Genomic DNA, 16910 nt, shown 5'->3' on the forward strand with positions numbered 1-16910 from the left:
CGGACCTCAATGGTTGAGGTAGACGGTCAGGGTCTGGCCTGGCTTGAGGGCGTGGCCGCTGCGTGGGTTCCAGCGCTTGAGATGCTGCATCTCGACGTTGAAGCGCTTGGCCACCAGGTACAGCGAGTCGCCTTTGCGCACCTTGTACTGGGTGGATTTCTTCTGGTTCTTGGCGCCAACCGGCTGGGCGTTCTGCATCACCAGGGTCTGGCCGGCCTTGAGGTTCTTGCCGGAAAGCTTGTTCCAGCGCTGCAAGTCCTTGACGCTGACCTTGTTGGCCTTGGCGATGCTGGCCAGGTTGTCGCCACGCTTGACCCGGTAACGGCTGTTACGGGTTGTGGTGGTGCGCGGCGCCGCTTCGGCCATGGCAGCTTCGAACACGGCCTTTTTCGGCTGCAGGGTCAGCAGCTCTTCAGGCTTCATGTTCGACAGCGAAGCGGTCAGCAGTTGCGCCTTGGCGGTCGGCACCAGCAGTTGCTGCGGGCCGTCGACGGTCATGCGCTTCTTGAAGGCCGGGTTGAGCTGGAACAGTTCGTCTTCGTCGATCTCGGCCAGGGCTGCGACCCGTGACAGGTCGAGGCGGTCCTTGATCGCCACGGCTTCGAAGTAGGGCTCGTTGGCAATCGGGTTGAGGTTGACGCCATAGGCTTGCGGCGTCATCACCACCTGCGACAGGGCCAGCAGCTTGGGCACGTAGTCGCGGGTTTCCTGCGGCAGCGGCAGGTTCCAGTAGTCGGTTGGCAGGCCGAGCTTCTCGTTGCGCTCGATGGCGCGGCTGACCGTGCCTTCACCGGCGTTGTAGGCGGCCAGGGCCAGCAGCCAGTCGCCGTTGAACATGTCGTGCAGGCGGGTCAGGTAGTCCAGCGCGGCGTTGGTCGAGGCGGTGATATCGCGACGGCCATCGTAGAAGCGGGTCTGGCGCAGGTTGAAGTAACGCCCGGTGGACGGAATGAACTGCCACAGCCCCACCGCATGGGCCCGGGAGTAGGCCATGGGGTTGTAGGCGCTCTCGATTGCCGGCAGCAGCGCCAGCTCCAGCGGCATGTTGCGCTCTTCGAGGCGTTCGACGATGTAGTGGATGTACAGGCTGCCACGGTCGCCGGCGGTTTCGAGGAACGAAGGATTACTGGCGAACCACAGGCGTTGCTGTTCGATGCGCGGGTTGACCGCAACCCCGTCCTGCAGCACGAAGCCCTGGCGCATGCGCTCCCAGACGTCCTGGGGGGCCTGCTCGACGACCGGCTTGACCGGTACGACCAACGGCTTCTGCTTGGCCCGGGCCTGGTAGTTGTGCGCGCGAACGCTGTCGGATTCGTCGACTTGACGGGTGCTCTGGCAGCCCACGAGGGTGGCGGCCAGGGCCAGCGCACTGGCTTGGGCCAGGCGCGTCAGGGCGACGGAATTGAAGGTTCTGCGGCTAGTGGACGACATTGGCTGGGACGAAGTTCCGGGCAAAAATGTCGGGGGATTCTAGAAAGCGGCCCCCCAACGGTCAACCTTTCAGAACTTTCCGTCACCAGCAGCGGCTGTTTAGAACGTATCTTTCCAAGCACGCAACCCAGCAAAAACAGCACTTGGCGTAGGGTTTAAGTGGTCAATCCGTTCGTCTAGTTTTTCTTTAACGGATGTTTCGGTGGTCCGCAGAAAGGGGTTGGTGAGCTTTTCCAGGGCCAGGGTTGATGGCAACGTGATGCGATCTTGTGCCCTAAGCTGGGTAACGTCGGCGAAGCGTTGGGCAATGTGCGGGTTTTCAGGCTCCACCGCCTGGGCGAAGCGCAGGTTGCTCAGGGTGTATTCGTGGGTGCAATACACCAGGGTGGCGGCGGGCAGCGCGGCCAGGCGCTGCAGGGAGTGGTGCATCTGCTCCGGCGTGCCCTCGAACAGGCGCCCGCAACCGGCGGCGAACAGGGTGTCGCCGCAGAACAGCACCGGGGTGGTTGTTTGCGGGCAATAATAGGCAATGTGTCCCAGGGTGTGTCCAGGCACCGCGATAACCTGGAAATCCAGACCCAGAACGCGCACGCTGGCGTTGTCCTCCAGGGCCTGGTCACGGCCAGGGATGCGCTCGTGGGCCGGGCCGTAGACGGTCGCGCCGGTGTGCGACTTGAGCTGCTCGACGCCACCGACATGATCGTGGTGGTGATGGGTAATGAGGATGTCGCTCAGTTGCCAGCCGGGATGGCGCTCAAGCCAGGCCAGAACCGGCGCGGCATCGCCCGGATCGACCACCGCGCAACGCTGGTTGGCAGCATCTTGCAACAACCAGATGTAGTTATCGTTGAAAGCGGGCAGGGCATCGATCTGTATCATGGTGCGATTCGCCAAACGGTGGACATGGGTGCATCTTAGTAGCTATGCGCGCTGTCGAGAACCTTCAAGGGAGACTGCAATGACCGATCAAGCCTTCGCCCAGGCCGATCCGCAGTGGCTGGAGCTGATCAGCCTGGCCCGCGACTGGTTCGCCGGCCCGTTGGGGCAATTGATGCTCAAAGAAGAGCAACGCCTGCTCGAAGAGGAGCTGGGGCGTTACTTCGGCGGTTACCTGGTGCATTACGGCCCCTGCGCCGAAGCACCGCCCAAGGCCCCGCAGGTGCAGCGTAACGTGCGCCTCGGCGCGCCGCTGCCCGGGGTCGAAATCGTCTGTGAAGAACAGGCCTGGCCACTGAGCGAACATGCCGCCGACGTCGTGGTGCTGCAGCATGGCCTGGACTTCAGCCTGTCGCCCCATGGCCTGCTGCGCGAGGCCGCCAGCAGTGTACGCCCGGGTGGTCACTTGCTGATCGTCGGCATCAACCCCTGGAGCAGTTGGGGCGTGCGCCGGGTGTTCGCCCATGATGCCTTGCGCAAGGCGCGCTGCATTTCCCCGTCGCGGGTGGGCGACTGGCTCAACCTGCTGGGTTTCGCGCTGGAGAAACGCCGCTTCGGGTGCTATCGTCCGCCGCTCGCATCCCCCGCCTGGCAACAGCGCCTGGCCGGCTGGGAGCGGATCGCCGGAGGCTGGCAGAGTGCCGGTGGCGGTGTCTACCTGCTGGTGGCGCGCAAGATGGTGGTCGGCCTGCGGCCCCTGCGCCTGGAGCGCCGCGAGCCGATGGGCAAGCTGCTGCCGCTGCCGATGGCCAAGGTCAACCGGCGCCATTCCGAACCCTGAGTTCCGGGCCCCAAGGGCGCGGGGCCAAATCATTGATGAAAAGGCTGTAAATGAGCGATAGCGTCGAAATCTTCACCGATGGTGCCTGCAAGGGCAACCCCGGCCCGGGCGGCTGGGGTGTGCTGATGGTGTGCAAGGGCGTCGAAAAGGAGCTGTGGGGCGGCGAACGCGAGACCACCAACAACCGTATGGAACTGATGGCGGCGATCAAGGGCCTGGAAGCGCTCAAGCGCGAGTGCGAAGTGCTGCTGGTCACCGACTCCCAGTACGTGATGAAAGGCATCACCGAGTGGATGGTCAACTGGAAAAAACGCGGCTGGAAAACCGCCGCCAAAGAGCCGGTAAAGAACGCTGACCTCTGGCAGTTGCTCGATGAACAGGTGGGCCGGCACAAAGTGACCTGGAAATGGGTCCGCGGGCATATTGGCCATCATGGCAACGAGCGTGCCGATCAACTGGCTAACCGCGGTGTTGACGAGGTCCGTGGTCTGCGTTGACTACACCGGCCGCCACTCGCCCTTGAGCTGAGGTAGAATGGCCGGCTTTTCACCAGACTGTACGCGGCAGGAGACCATCGGCGTGGAGATTCAGAACAACAGGTCGGTCGTCCTCGACACCGAAACCACCGGTATGCCGGTGACCGACGGCCACCGGGTCATCGAGATCGGTTGTGTCGAGCTGATGGGCCGGCGCCTGACCGGGCGCCATTTCCACGTCTACCTGCAGCCGGACCGCGAAAGTGATGAGGGCGCCATTGGCGTCCACGGCATCACCGACTCCTTCCTGCTCGATAAGCCGCGCTTTGCTGAAGTCGCCGATGAATTTTTCGAGTTCATCCAGGGCGCCCAGCTGATCATCCACAACGCGGCGTTCGACGTTGGCTTCATCAACAACGAATTCGCCTTGCTCGGCCAGCACGATCGCGCCGACATCTCCCAGCACTGCACCATCCTCGACACCTTGATGATGGCCCGCTCGCGCCATCCGGGGCAGCGCAACAGCCTCGATGCGTTGTGCAAACGCTATGGCGTCGACAACTCCGGCCGTGAGCTGCACGGCGCACTGCTCGACTCCGAGCTGCTGGCTGACGTCTACCTGAGCATGACCGGTGGCCAGACCAGCCTGTCGCTGGCCGGCCACGGTGCCGATGGTGATGAAGAGGGCGACGACAATCGCGGCAGCGAGATCCGCCGGCTGCCTGCCAGCCGCCAGCCGGGGCGGATCATTCGCGCCAGCGAGCAGGAGCTTGAACTGCACATGGCGCGCCTGGAAGCCATTGCCAAGTCTGCCGGTGGCCCGGCGCTGTGGCAGCAACTGTCCGAAGCACACTGAGGCAATTTGCCGCGCAGGGGCGCCGGCGACCTTCTACCCTGAGGTGACAAAGCTGTTACCCGGAGGAAGCGCCCGCCCATGTACAAGGACCTCAAGTTTCCCGTCCTCATCGTGCATCGCGATATCAAGGCCGATACGGTCGCGGGCGAGCGTGTTCGCGCAATTGCCCAAGAGCTGGCCCAGGACGGCTTCACTATCCTGCCGGCCGTCGATTACGCCGAAGGCCGCCTGGTCGCCGCCACCCATCACGGCCTGGCGTGCATGCTGATTGCCGCCGAAGGCGCTGGGGAAAACACTCACCTTTTACAGAACATGGTCGAACTGATTCGCCTGGCCCGGGTGCGTGCACCGCACCTGCCGATCTTCGCCCTGGGCGAGCAGGTGACCCTGGAGAATGCCCCTGCCGATGTCATGAGCGAGCTGAACCAGCTGCGCGGCATTCTCTACCTGTTCGAAGACACCGTACCGTTTCTCGCCCGCCAGGTGGCGCGGGCCGCGCACAGTTATCTGGATGGCTTGCTGCCGCCCTTTTTCAAGGCGCTGGTGCAGCACACCGCGCAATCGAACTACTCATGGCACACCCCCGGCCATGGCGGTGGCGTGGCCTATCGCAAAAGCCCGGTCGGCCAGGCCTTTCATCAGTTTTTCGGCGAGAACACCCTGCGTTCGGACCTGTCGGTGTCGGTCCCTGAGCTGGGCTCGCTGCTCGATCACACCGGGCCGCTGGCGGCCGCCGAGGCGCGGGCGGCAAAGAATTTCGGTGCCGACCATACCTTCTTCGTGATCAATGGCACTTCCACCGCCAACAAGATTGTCTGGCACTCGATGGTCGGTCGAGATGACCTGGTGCTGGTCGACCGCAACTGCCACAAGTCGGTGGTCCACGCGATCATCATGACCGGGGCCATCCCTTTGTACCTGTGCCCGGAGCGCAACGAGCTGGGGATCATCGGGCCGATCCCGCTGAGCGAATTCAGCCAGGCCTCGATTGCCGCCAAGATCAGCGCCAACCCCCTGGCCCGTGGCCGTCCGCCCAGGGTCAAGCTGGCGGTGGTGACCAACTCTACCTATGACGGCTTGTGCTACAACGCCGAACTGATCAAGCAGGTGCTGGGCAACAGCGTCGAGGTGTTGCATTTTGATGAGGCCTGGTATGCCTACGCGGCGTTTCACGAGTTCTTCCGCGGGCGTTACGCTATGGGCACTTCGCGCAGTGCCGACAGCCCGCTGGTGTTCAGCACCCATTCGACCCACAAGCTGCTGGCTGCCTTCAGCCAGGCGTCGATGATCCATGTGCAGGACGGCGGCGCCCGCCAGTTGGACCGCGACCGCTTCAACGAAGCCTTCATGATGCATATTTCCACCTCGCCGCAGTACAGCATCCTCGCCTCGCTGGATGTCTCGTCGGCGATGATGGAAGGCCCGGCCGGGCGCTCCTTGCTGCAGGAAATGTTCGATGAGGCGCTGAGCTTTCGCCGGGCTATGGCAAACCTGCGCGAGCACATGGCCGCCGATGACTGGTGGTTCAGTATCTGGCAACCGCCGCTGGCGGACGGTGCACGGCGGCTCGCCACCGAAGACTGGCTGCTGCAGCCCCAGGCCGACTGGCACGGTTTCGCTGATGTCAGTGACGACTACGTGCTGCTTGACCCGATCAAGGTCACCCTGGTGATGCCCGGGCTCAGTGCCGGCGGCGCCTTGAGCGAGCATGGCATTCCGGCGGCGGTGGTCAGCAAGTTTCTTTGGGAGCGCGGTCTGGTGGTGGAAAAGACCGGGCTCTACACCTTCCTGGTGTTGTTCTCGATGGGCATCACCAAGGGTAAATGGAGCACGCTGCTGACCGAGTTGCTTGAGTTCAAGCGCAACTACGATGCCAACACCCGCCTGCTCGAATGCCTGCCCTGCGTTGCCCAGCTCGATCCAGTGCGTTACCAGGGCCTGGGCCTGCGCGACCTGTGTGACCAGTTGCACGCCTGCTACCGCAGCAATGCTACGGCCAAGCAACTCAAGCGCCTGTTCACGCGTTTGCCGGAAGTGGTGATGAAACCTGCCGATGCCTATGACCGGATGGTGCGCGGGGAGGTCGAGGCGGTACCGATCGAGCAGTTGCTCGGGCGTATCGCTGCGGTGATGCTGGTGCCCTATCCACCGGGCATTCCGTTGATCATGCCGGGGGAGCGTTTTACCGAGGCTACGCGTTCGATCATCGACTACCTGGCCTTTGCTGCTGCCTTCGACAGCGGCTTTCCCGGTTTTGTCGCCGATGTCCATGGGTTGCAGCATGAAACCACAGCGCAGGGACGAGTCTATACCGTCGATTGCATCAAGGCCTGAGCAGGCTCAAGGAATGCGGATGATTTCCACGCCACTCTGGACCAGCTCAAAGCGGTCTTCACCCAGGTGGTTGACCCGGTCACCGATTGCCAGCCTGTAGGTGGTAATGGGCAGGGATGCGGCGCTTCCGTCGGCCTGCAGGGTGGCTTCCTGGAACTCATGAACGGGATAGATGCGGCCCTCGGCGTCCCGTGCATGAAACTGTCCGACCAGTACTGCTGTCATTTACCGTACAACCTCTGAAGAAATAAGTATCTGTCAGGCATAGACCACTGTTTTGCCTGGTAAGTTTTGCCCGTATGGAAAAAAACTTCAGGGCTACAGCAGATCATCTATACCTACAACTCCCTCTGTTCATCACATCAGGAATTTGCCATGAGCCAGGTGTATTCAGTCGCCGTCGTCGTCGGCAGCTTGCGCAAGGAATCCCTCAACCGCAAAGTCGCCCGTGCGCTGGCCGAGCTTGCGCCATCCAGCCTCAAGCTGCACATCGTCGAAATTGGCGAGCTGGCCTTGTACAACGAGGATATCGACGTCAATCCGCCGCAGGCCTACAAAACGTTTCGTGAGCAGATTCGCGGCAGTGATGCGCTGCTGTTTGTCACCCCCGAGTACAACCGCTCGGTGCCGGGAGTGTTGAAGAATGCCATCGATGTGGGCTCGCGGCCCTATGGCCAGAGCGCCTGGAGTGGCAAGCCCGGGGCGGTGATCAGTGTGTCGCCGGGGGCGGTGGGCGGCTTTGGTGCCAACCATCACCTGCGCCAGTCGCTGGTGTTCCTTGATGTGCCGTGCATGCAGCAGCCTGAAGCGTACATCGGTGGGGCGGGAACGCTGTTTGACGACAACGGCAAGCTGTCGGAGAAGACCCGGCCGTTCCTGCAGACCTTTATCGACAAGTTCGCCGTGTGGGTCGCGCGCCACCAGAACTGAGGCATTGCACCGGCCACCTTACTCAAGGCTGGCCGGTGCAAAGGCAGGTTCAACGTTGCTGTTGCCCTGCCCGGTTGGTCAGCGCCTCGATCAGGTTGCTTTCGTTGCGCTTGAACTGTTGCTCCAGCGCGGTGATGCGTGCGGCAATCTGGTCGGGGTTGTCATCCGGATAGAGGTCGTACAGCTCCAGTACCTCGGCCTCGTAGGCAGACTTGAGCGCCATGAAACGATCGGCGTGGCTCTCGCGCAGGTAATCCACCCAGAAGTCCCGCCCCCTGGCGAAGTCGAGAAAGGCCTGGCCGCCTTCGCCCAGGCGCACCTGGCTCAACGCAGCATCCAGTTCCCCGGGGCGAATGTTGGCGGCCGTTCGGTACAGCATGTTGCTCGGCGGCACCGGCAGGTCCAGCTCACGGGCCCATTGCAGGCGATAGGCCAGGCGCACTTCGGCTTCGTCGCGGCTACCGGCCTGTTCGCGGGCAGCGTTGTCCAGCGCCTCCAGCCGGTACAGACGGCGGGTGAGGGCGTACAGGGAACTGCCCCGCTGTTCGGCGGCAACGCCCTGCAGCGATTGACGAATGAACACCTGAATTTCCATCTGGTTGAACGCCAGGCGTATGCCATCGGGGCAAGTGTCGCGCTGCCTGATCTGCTGCAGGGGTTCGGCACCCATGCCGTTGAGAATCAGGCGCAGTTCTGTGTCGTTGGCGGCTACTTCAAGTACGCCCCAAACCCGCTCAGTAAGGCCGCTGCGGCTGCTGGCATCGCGATAGTCGGCGCTGTGCTGCAGATGGCTGATGACCCCCAGCAGGTCGCTGGCGTCTGCGCCGTCTTCGATCTGTTGCCAGATACCTCGGCGTGTCGCACTGCGGTCTTCGGCACCGCTTAGCCAGACATCCGCACCGGATTCGGCCTCTTCAGCGGAAGAGGGGGAAGAATCGCTTGAATAGTGCCGCTCACGCTCCAGGGCACGGATATCGGGCGGCAAGTCCATATAGAAGTCGTAGGCGCGATCGGAACCTTCGGACAAGTGCGCGCGACGCATGCTCTCGTGGCTCAGCGGGTTGCCGGTCAGGGAAATTTCAGTGTGATGTTCTTCAGTGCGTGGGTTGGCGAGAATGCGCTCGGGCAATTCGCGTAACTGGTTGGCAACCAGCGACAAGCGTTGCATCGGTCCCGGCAGCAGCGTGTCCAGCCATTGCGGCCAGGCTTGCAGGCCGACATTATTGAGGCTCAACTGCTCGATGTTACGTAATGCAGAAGCATCGCTAATCTCGCCGATAATATTTGCGTCAAGTTGCAGTTCAGTCAGCCCTGGCATGAGTTGCAGCGTTGCCAGCGCCGACTGATCGATGTTCAAGCCCAGGTCGATCAGGCTCAGGTGTTCCAGCATCCGCAATTGCGGCACCGCCGCATTCAAGCTGCCCAGCGGGGTGTCATGCCCTTCGATGTGCAAACTGTCCAGGTAAGGAAAGTCACTGAGAAACTGGTGCAATTCACTGGCATGGGTCCCCACGCGCAGAAGCTGCAGCCTGCGCAGGCGATGATAGAAAAACGCCGGCAATCGTCTGGGGAAGTCGTTCAAGGCAATTGCCTCGAGACGCAAGGTACCAACGTGGCCATGTGTTGGTTCGTGGCTCCATAAGTCGTGCACCAGGCGGCCCAGGCGGCGCCTGGAGGCAATCTGTTCATCGCCTAGCGGTGCGCCTGAGTGGGACGCTTCGGCCCACTGCATAAAAGCTTCATCCAGTTCCGCACGTTCCTGGGTCATCACATCCAGGATGGCGCGAAGATTCTCTGCAATGGTCAGTTCAAAGCTGAAACGCCTGCCTTCACCTTCACTCAGGCGCATGCGGATCAGGGTGTCCCGCGAAAGCTCGTTGTTCTGTAACGAAACCCGGGTGTGATGCCCGCTACCGATGGGGTTTTCCAGCACGGCGGCGGGTACCGTGGTGATCTGGTTGTCGGCCAGGGAGACTTCGGCAATTCCAGTGAGCGCCGCGCTGTCGAGCCACTGTGGCCAGCGGTCAAGGTGGGTCCGTCTCAGGCCCAGATACTGCAGGTTCAAGCCGCTGAGGTCGATGTTGCCGAGAATGTTGAGGGTGTTTCCGCTCAGGTCCAGGCGTTGAAGCTGGCTGAAACCCCGGTAGAGGTTGATTTCGGCCTGGCCGATGTACAGCCGGGTATCGATCAGGCTCAGTTCGCGCAGTTGTGGGTAATGCTCCAGCACCGTCTGGCCGATGAAGGGATAGCTGGGTTGGCCAATACTCTGGCCATAGGCCAAAGACCTCACCTGGGGAAAGCGCTCGAAGAACCGGCCCAGGCCGATACGCTCGTTGTCCAGGTTGATGAACGGATTGACCGGCGTTTCGTCATGGTTCACGTTCCACAATTCCAGGCCCTGCACGCGCTGCTGGATGAAATCGGGCAACTGCGTCGGGAAGTCGACCAGGTAGACGTCCGCCAGTTGTAGCGGGGTATAGGCTTGTCCCAGTTCCGGCAGACTGTTGTTACGCCAGTGGCTCCATAACGCTTCGGCGATGCGTGTGCGGCTGTTCATGCGCGCCGTGCTCAATGGCGGCAGTGAAACGGTCGCCTCGGTCCATCCGGTCAGGTGAGTGCGCAGGGCTTGCTGCTCGACAAGTAACTGATCCAGGCGCTGGTCGATGTCCGCACGGCTCCACTGCGCGTCGTAGAACATCTGCAGGATCTGCTCGGGAAAGGCGTGCTCGAATTCAAGCAGACGGATCTTGTCCAGCAGCGTCTCTTCGAGGATGAAGCCCGCCAGCCTGCCGCGTCCGCTCAACGGGAAACCAAGCCTGCCATCGGCCAGGCGCATCGGGGAGCGGGCGCCGGGCTTGAGCGCCTGCATCTTCAGCGCGGCTCTCAAACTGTACCGGGCCAGTAGCGGTTGCGACTGTACGGCCTGTTTGAGTGCTGCGTGCTGGCTGACGTCGGCAAAGCCCAGGGCGCTGCGTTGGGCGTCCGGCAGCGCGTGCAGGACTGCGGCATAGAGGTTGTCACGGCCATGCAGCTGACGCCCGTCGGCATCGTAAGTGCGGTAGGTGGTGCCATCGCTGACCAGGACCTTGCGAATGGGCGCTTCGCTACTGCCGATGCTGTCGAGCAGCGCCCCCTGGGTTGAACCCTCGCGGACCTCCAGGCGCACGTCGGTGGACCAGCCGTGCAGATTACCCAGGGTATGCAGCACCAGACGCTCGCTGTCGGGACTGCTGCCAGCGTCCAGATACAGCCCTTCATACGCACGATTCAGACGCAGCTTATGCTGGTAGGCACGGGCTTCTTCGCCAATTCGTACGGGAATGCGCGTATTGACACGCAATTGTTCAAGTTCTGCCGGGCTGGCGTGGCGCAGCAGCTCCTCGACCACCACCGTGGGCAGGCCGCTGAAGGTTTTCTGGACCTGCAACACGGGGCCGGCGTTGGTTTTTTGTAGCGCCTGGTAGCGTTGGTTGAACAGTGCGGTTTTTTCAGCCTTTGCCTGGCTGGCCAGTTGCTGCTGCAACTGGCGTTTCACCACGCTGAGGTTGGCTTCGCCTGAGCCCAGGCTGTGTTGCAGGAGTCCTTCCTGCTCTGTCTTGCTCAACTGGCCCAGCAGGGCTTCGAGCACGTCAGAGCCGCCGAGCTGGACCTGCACGGGGCGCGACAGCGGATTGGCGCTCTGGCTGTGGTACTGGGCGAGAACCTTGCCTTGCTCATCCAGCACAGTCAGCGCTCGTCCCATCGGCCATCCGCGAGCCTGCGCCACCAGTTGCAGTTGCAAGGCCGGTTCGGCGCGCGGGTCTGCAGCTTCCAGTTGCTCGGTGAATCGGTCAAGGTCGCGCTGTAAGCCAAAGCGTTGCAGCGTGTCAGTTAACAGGGCCGGCGGACGCTGACCCTGTGAAAGTGCGTGACGTATTTCGGCTTGATGGGTTTCGCTGACGCGCATGATGGTGCTGGCGACTTCGTCGGAGAACTCGGCGCCGGCATGTCCAAGCCGTCGGAACAGACGGATGCCTTCCCACTCAAGCGGCTGGTCGGTAACCTGCAGCCAGGCGCCTGCCTGGTTGTGGCGCAAAGGCGGCTCGTAGGCGCCCATGCGCCACGGATGTTCCAGCCGGTAGGGCGCGCTGGCAGCGGGCGGCTTGACCGCGTAGGTGCGGCCTTCGAGTACCAGCCATTGTCGGCCCTGGTAGTCGTAGAGCCCGGAGGCATTGGGCTTTAGGTCAGCGGGGAGCCTGAGGTTATGGGCGAATGGCTGCAGGTCGGGTTTCCACAGGCGCGTACTGCCATCGGCCAGTTTCACGCTCTGCATCTGCCTGACCAGCTCAGGGGCTTGTACCGCAGCGCCACCCCCTGCCGCCGAGAGGCCTCCCAGGGCGGCGATCATCGCCAGGTTTTCGACCACATCCATCAGGTAGCCCCAGGCTTGCTGGCTCTCGCCCCTGGCCAGGCTCTCGATGCCTTCATAGACTTCGTTGCACAGTTGTACGGCGGTGACGGCCAGCATCACCTCGCCGAGCACCGGCACCACGAACGCAGCGATATTGAGCACGTTGAGCGTAGTCTGGACAAAGTACAGCAGCTTGTCTTGCAGCGACTTGTGGTCCTCGGCGGCCGTGGGCACGCCGTGAAACAGGGCATCGTCCTTGAGCTGGGTGATTTTTTGCTGGTACAGCGCGTTGAGCAGGTTGCCGAAAAAGGTACCTTCGCGCAGGTGCAGTGAGGCATTACGGTCGAGTTTTTCTTCGTAGTAGCCCGCGGCACTGTTCCAGACCTTGGGATAGAAAGCCTGGTGCAGGCGAGCAAACAACCGCGCGCGCTGGCGTGCAGGTACAAATCGGGCAAAGAACTGCTGGTAGTCCGGCTTCAGAAAGCTGTCACGCAGGGACGCGAAAAAGTGCGCAAGCGAGGGGTACTCTCTGAGCGGGTCGTAGGGGTCATCGGGAATGTAGACCACGACCTTTTCGCTGTGCTGGCTGGCACTACGGTCTTTTCCGAAGACAACGATGGCGCTGAGTTCGACATCCCAGAGTGTGAGAAAGTTACGGGTTATCGTTACACCGTCCAGTGTTGCCGGTTTGTTTCGAGCGATATCCAGCAATACGCCATGCATCTGCGGGCTGATGGTTTTTTTCAACCGCGCAATGTGCGTATGCAGGAGGAACGTCGATTGCTCGAGCTGTTTGAAGTCGGCGCGCACATTGGCGCTGGCGGCGTCGGCAGCGTCACCTGCAGCGGACTCCGGGTTGAGTACGCGGTGTATCAACTGTTGGTAGGTACCGCCCAGGTCAAGTTCGCGGCACAGGGCAGCAAACTGCTCGGGAACGATATTCAGCGGCGACTCGTCGGGGTAGCGCCCGGGCCGGTTGAGTGCCGGGTCGGAGTAGTAGATGCGCGAGGCGATCGATGTCCGCCCGCGATCGTCAGTCATGGCGCCCGGCGAGGCTTCCCAGGCTTCGAAGTTCTGCAGGGCACAGGCCAGCAGCGACTGGGTGGCGGCTTTGATCGCGACACCAGCCTTGACCGCTGGATCCTGCGACAACGTCAGGAAAGAGCCGTCGATGACCACGCGCCGGGCATGGAACAGATAACTGTTGCGCACATCCACATCCAGGCCGAATCGCTCCTGCAGCTTGGCTTTCAACAAGGGTTCGGCATAGGACTCGATGGCCGGAAGTGCGGCAAGAACCTGCTGGATTCGTTGCTCATTGCGCCGATGGCGGACATAGACCTTTTGCAGTTGTTCCAGGGTTTGTGCATCGGTTTCCTGCGCGCTGCTGAGCCAGGGCAATGACTGTACGTCGATATTGCGTAGAGCCGCATGCGTGTTGGCAGGCGCGTTGATCAGCCAAGTTGGTAACTTGTTCTTGATTGGCTCGAGATCGGTTGGTTGCGTGGGAAAACTGAGGTCAACAGACATGAATTAAAACCTTCTTCCTTGAGGTGTAGGCACTGAGCGTACGGTGGAAAGCTCAAGGGAAAAAGTTTGAATGTTGGTTGGGAAAGTCGGTGAAAAGATCGTGATTTTGCGGCAATAATGACTATATCTAACACCTTTTGTCACTTGCCCGGGGCGGCATGAGCAAACAGGCAGGTCAAGTTGGGTAACTTGTCCTGCCTGTTTAGATTGCTGGGTCAATCAGCTGTGCAACGTGCTTACACGGCCTGCGGCATTTCCCCACGAGCCAGGCGCTTGTTGATATCAGCGATCACCTCTGGCAGTTCGTTGATGGTGTCGATCAGGTAGTGCGGGCGCGAGCCTGCGAACAACGCATGAATGCGCTTGCGCTCGCTGTCGAGGGTGTCCGAGGCCAGGGCGCGGTAGCCTTCGTAGGTCAGGCCCAGGGCGTTGCCCGAGCACACCAGCGCTACCGTCCACATGCCGGCGCGCCGGCCTTCGAGGATGCCTGGCACGGTGTCGTCGACCTTGACGCAGGCAGCGACATCATCGATGCCCAGGGCAATCACGTTGGCCAGGGCCTGGGCCGGCCAGGGGCGGCCATTCGGGGTTTCGTCGGTGGCCACCACATGATCGGCGATGTAGCCGTTCTGCGCGGCCAGTGCCACCACCTTGTCCATTACCACTTTCGGATAGCCCGAGCACGAGCCGATCTTCAGACCGTCTTGGCGCAGCCCGGTGAGGGTGTCGAGGGCGCCGGGGATCAGCGCCGAGTGCACGGCGATCTTCTCGATCTGCAGTGGCATGAAGCGCTCATAGATGGCGGTGACGTCCGCGTCGGTCGGCGTGCGGCCGAACACCTTGCGGTAGCGCTCGGCGATCAGCGGCTGGTCACACAGGGTGCGGATATGGTCCCACTTGCCCATGCCCATCGGCCCGCGGGCTTCCTCGATAGACACTTCGACGTCGAACTCGGCGAAGGCCTCGACAAAGATCTGGGTTGGGGCAAAGGAGCCAAAATCGACCACGGTGCCGGCCCAGTCGAGGATCGCGGCTTGCAGTTGCGTCGGGTTGTTGTAGTTCATGTTCAGGGTTCCTTGAGCGGGTGGTTGCGCTGATCGGGTAAAAAGGCTTCGGGGTATCAGATGTCCAGCACTTCCATTTCCCGCAGCACCTGAGCCACGGCATCGACCGCGGCCTGCATGCCGTCCGGGCCGACGCAGCCGATGCAGCCGACGCGGAAGGTTTCGACCTGGGTCAACTTGCCCGGGTAGAGGATGAAACCCTTGGCCTTGACCCGCTCGTAGAAGTCCTTGAACTGGTAGCGCGGATCGTTCGGGGCATGGAAGGTGACGATGATCGGCGCCTGAATCTCGGCGGGCAGGAAGCTGCGCAAGCCAATGGCGGCCATGCCGTCGAGCAGGGTCTTGCAGTTGCTGGCATAGCGCTGGTGGCGGGCGGGCAGGCCGCCTTGTTCGTTGTACTGCAGCAAGGCCTCGTGCAGCGCCGCTACCACATGAGTTGGCGGGGTGAAGCGCCACTGGCCGGTCTTGGCCATGTAGACGTGCTGGTCATGCAGGTCCATGGCCAGCGACGGCGAGTTGCCTTCGGCGGCGGCCAGCGACTGTTTGTTGGCAAAGACGAAGCCCATGCCAGGCACGCCTTCCAGGCATTTACCGGAGGCGGCGATGAGGGCATCGAATGGCACCTGGCGGGCATCGATCGGCAAGGCGCCGAACGAGCTCATGGCATCGATGATCAGGCGTTTGCCGTGGCCGGCGATAACCGCGGCAATCTCTGCCAGCGGGTTGAGAATACCGGTGCTGGTTTCGCAGTGAATCAGTGCCACGTGGGTAATGCTGCTGTCGGCGCTCAGCAGACGGTCGACGTCAGCGGCAGTGGTCGGCTGGTCTTCGGCGGTTTCGAAGGTGCTGCAGGCGCGGCCCAGCACCTTGCAGATCTTTGCCAGGCGCTGGCCGTAGGCGCCGTTGATCAGTACCAGGACCTTGCCGCCGCGGGGCACCAGGGTGCCGATGGCCGCTTCCACAGCAAAGGTGCCGCTGCCTTGCAGGGGCACGCAATGGTGGCTGTCGGCACCGTTGACGATGGCCAGCAGTTGCTCGCAGAGGCTGGCGGTGAGCTGGTTGAAGTCGCGGTCCCATGAGCCCCAGTCGACCATCATCGCTTGGCGGGTACGGGCCGAGGTGGTCAGGGGGCCAGGGGTCAGCAGGATAGGGGCGTTACTCATTCCGGTAGTCCTCGCAAGCGGTGGGCTGAATCTACGGGGCCTACGTTGCAATTCCGTGCGTTATCAATCAAATTGTTTGTTGTTATGCCAGCCATAAGTCAGGCCGATAGATATGAACCTGTTCCAGCTCCGCGCCTTCGATGCCGTGGCCCGTGAGGGCAGTTTTACCCGCGCCGCCGCCCGTCTGTTCATCAGCCAGCCGGCGGTGACCGGGCATGTCAAGGCGCTTGAGGAGCACTACCAGATCACCTTGCTGCGCCGCACGGCGCGACGTGTCGAGCTGACCGAGGAGGGCATTCGCCTGGCGGCGATCACCCGCGCGATGTTTGGCCTTGCCGAAGAAGCCCAGGCGATGCTCGAGGCCAACCGCCAGTTGCTCACCGGGCGCCTGGAAGTGGCCGCCGACGGCCCGCACCGGGTCATGCCGATGCTCGCGCAGCTGCGCGCGCGGTATCCGGGGATCACCGTCAACCTGCGTCTGGGCAACGCCCAGGAAACCCTGGCGGCGCTGCTCAGCGAGCATGCCGATGTCGCGGTGATGACCGAGGTCGAGTCGCGCAAGGGCCTGCACCTGCAAAGCCTGGGCGATTCACGGATCTGCGCCTTGCTGCCGGCCGGGCATGCCTGGGCCGCCAGCACCGAGGAATTGCCCCTTGGCGAGCTGGACCGGCAGATCATGGTACTGCGCGAACCGACCTCGATTACCCGCCGCACCTTCGATCAGGCCTGCCGCGATGCCCAGGTGCAGCCGCGCGTGCTGCTGGAGCTCGACAGCCGCGAGGCGGTGACTGAAGCGGTGGCGGCCGAGCTGGGCATCGGTATCGTTTCGTCGGTGGAGATCAGCCATGACCCGCGGGTGGTGGCGCGACCCATCGGCGCAGCGGGGCTGATCAACCAGCACATGATCGGCTGCCTGGAGCGACGCCGCGAACTGCGCCTGATCCAGGCGTTTCTCAGCCTGGCGGCAGCGGTATGAGGCGGGGCTGGTTTTTTCCCGGCGGGCCCCTAAGATGGCGGGC

At 62.3% G+C, this 16910-nt stretch carries 12 protein-coding genes; 6 read left to right on the forward strand and 6 right to left on the reverse strand.

The genetic code is table 11. The features are described from left to right. Positions 1-6: 6 nt before the first annotated feature. Positions 7-1431 carry a LysM peptidoglycan-binding domain-containing protein gene (locus tag LOY37_RS09055; protein ID WP_195883455.1) on the reverse strand — a complete coding sequence of 475 codons (1425 nt, stop codon included), beginning with the start codon at positions 1429-1431 and terminating at the stop codon, positions 7-9. Positions 1432-1530: 99 nt separating this feature from the next. Further along, positions 1531-2310 carry a hydroxyacylglutathione hydrolase gene (gene gloB, locus LOY37_RS09060; RefSeq protein ID WP_045202110.1) on the reverse strand — a complete coding sequence of 260 codons (780 nt, stop codon included), beginning with the start codon at positions 2308-2310 and terminating at the stop codon, positions 1531-1533. A 79-nt stretch (positions 2311-2389) separates the two neighbouring features. Here gloB and LOY37_RS09065 point away from each other — a divergent pair, with 79 nt between their 5' ends. The 4 genes from LOY37_RS09065 (at position 2390) to LOY37_RS09080 (ending at position 6814) form a co-directional block, all read left to right on the forward strand. Continuing rightward, a complete protein-coding gene (locus LOY37_RS09065; RefSeq protein WP_115087894.1) occupies positions 2390-3148 on the forward strand; it encodes a class I SAM-dependent methyltransferase in 759 nt (252 codons plus the stop codon). A 50-nt stretch (positions 3149-3198) separates the two neighbouring features. Then, positions 3199-3645, forward strand: a complete 447-nt coding sequence (rnhA, locus tag LOY37_RS09070; RefSeq protein ID WP_045202106.1) for a ribonuclease HI — start codon at positions 3199-3201, stop codon at positions 3643-3645. A 37-nt stretch (positions 3646-3682) separates the two neighbouring features. Next, the gene (dnaQ, locus tag LOY37_RS09075) at positions 3683-4480 is read left to right on the forward strand and encodes a DNA polymerase III subunit epsilon (protein WP_258716672.1); all 798 of its coding nucleotides are present in this window, start codon (positions 3683-3685) and stop codon (positions 4478-4480) included. Between the two features lie 78 nt (positions 4481-4558). Further along, positions 4559-6814, forward strand: coding sequence for an Orn/Lys/Arg decarboxylase N-terminal domain-containing protein (locus tag LOY37_RS09080; protein WP_258716673.1), 2256 nt, complete (start codon positions 4559-4561; stop codon positions 6812-6814). Positions 6815-6820: 6 nt separating this feature from the next. On the opposite strand, the gene LOY37_RS09085 is transcribed toward LOY37_RS09080, so the two are convergent. Further along, positions 6821-7039 (reverse strand): hypothetical protein, encoded by a 219-nt coding sequence (locus LOY37_RS09085; protein ID WP_258610191.1) that lies wholly within the window; start codon positions 7037-7039, stop codon positions 6821-6823. A 150-nt stretch (positions 7040-7189) separates the two neighbouring features. Here LOY37_RS09085 and LOY37_RS09090 point away from each other — a divergent pair, with 150 nt between their 5' ends. After that, positions 7190-7744 carry an NADPH-dependent FMN reductase gene (locus LOY37_RS09090; RefSeq protein WP_093385206.1) on the forward strand — a complete coding sequence of 185 codons (555 nt, stop codon included), beginning with the start codon at positions 7190-7192 and terminating at the stop codon, positions 7742-7744. 49 nt (positions 7745-7793) lie between these two features. Here the strand turns inward: LOY37_RS09090 and LOY37_RS09095 are convergent, their stop codons facing one another. From LOY37_RS09095 to LOY37_RS09105, 3 genes are all read right to left on the reverse strand, one after another. Next, the gene (locus LOY37_RS09095) at positions 7794-13664 is read right to left on the reverse strand and encodes an NEL-type E3 ubiquitin ligase domain-containing protein (protein ID WP_258716674.1); all 5871 of its coding nucleotides are present in this window, start codon (positions 13662-13664) and stop codon (positions 7794-7796) included. 236 nt (positions 13665-13900) lie between these two features. Beyond that, complete coding sequence (phnX, locus tag LOY37_RS09100) at positions 13901-14728, reverse strand: phosphonoacetaldehyde hydrolase (RefSeq protein WP_258610193.1); 828 nt, start codon at positions 14726-14728, stop codon at positions 13901-13903. Between the two features lie 56 nt (positions 14729-14784). Further along, a complete protein-coding gene (locus LOY37_RS09105; protein ID WP_258716675.1) occupies positions 14785-15891 on the reverse strand; it encodes a 2-aminoethylphosphonate--pyruvate transaminase in 1107 nt (368 codons plus the stop codon). Between the two features lie 112 nt (positions 15892-16003). Here LOY37_RS09105 and LOY37_RS09110 point away from each other — a divergent pair, with 112 nt between their 5' ends. After that, positions 16004-16867: a LysR substrate-binding domain-containing protein gene (locus LOY37_RS09110; RefSeq protein WP_258716676.1), complete on the forward strand. Its 864-nt coding sequence runs from the start codon at positions 16004-16006 to the stop codon at positions 16865-16867. The last annotated feature ends 43 nt before the right edge of the window (positions 16868-16910 follow it).

It is taken from the genome of Pseudomonas sp. B21-012 (genome assembly GCF_024749305.1).
GTDB lineage: Bacteria > Pseudomonadota > Gammaproteobacteria > Pseudomonadales > Pseudomonadaceae > Aquipseudomonas.

Excerpts from the sequence above, each read along its gene's own strand:
- LOY37_RS09055 (WP_195883455.1), bottom strand. The coding sequence starts at position 1,431 with ATGTCGTCCACTAGCCGCAGAACCTTCAATTCCGTCGCCCTGACGCGC.
- gloB (WP_045202110.1), bottom strand. The coding sequence starts at position 2,310 with ATGATACAGATCGATGCCCTGCCCGCTTTCAACGATAACTACATCTGG.
- LOY37_RS09065 (WP_115087894.1), top strand. The coding sequence starts at position 2,390 with ATGACCGATCAAGCCTTCGCCCAGGCCGATCCGCAGTGGCTGGAGCTG.
- rnhA (WP_045202106.1), top strand. The coding sequence starts at position 3,199 with ATGAGCGATAGCGTCGAAATCTTCACCGATGGTGCCTGCAAGGGCAAC.
- dnaQ (WP_258716672.1), top strand. The coding sequence starts at position 3,683 with ATGGCCGGCTTTTCACCAGACTGTACGCGGCAGGAGACCATCGGCGTG.
- LOY37_RS09080 (WP_258716673.1), top strand. The coding sequence starts at position 4,559 with ATGTACAAGGACCTCAAGTTTCCCGTCCTCATCGTGCATCGCGATATC.
- LOY37_RS09085 (WP_258610191.1), bottom strand. The coding sequence starts at position 7,039 with ATGACAGCAGTACTGGTCGGACAGTTTCATGCACGGGACGCCGAGGGC.
- LOY37_RS09090 (WP_093385206.1), top strand. The coding sequence starts at position 7,190 with ATGAGCCAGGTGTATTCAGTCGCCGTCGTCGTCGGCAGCTTGCGCAAG.
- LOY37_RS09095 (WP_258716674.1), bottom strand. The coding sequence starts at position 13,664 with ATGTCTGTTGACCTCAGTTTTCCCACGCAACCAACCGATCTCGAGCCA.
- phnX (WP_258610193.1), bottom strand. The coding sequence starts at position 14,728 with ATGAACTACAACAACCCGACGCAACTGCAAGCCGCGATCCTCGACTGG.
- LOY37_RS09105 (WP_258716675.1), bottom strand. The coding sequence starts at position 15,891 with ATGAGTAACGCCCCTATCCTGCTGACCCCTGGCCCCCTGACCACCTCG.
- LOY37_RS09110 (WP_258716676.1), top strand. The coding sequence starts at position 16,004 with ATGAACCTGTTCCAGCTCCGCGCCTTCGATGCCGTGGCCCGTGAGGGC.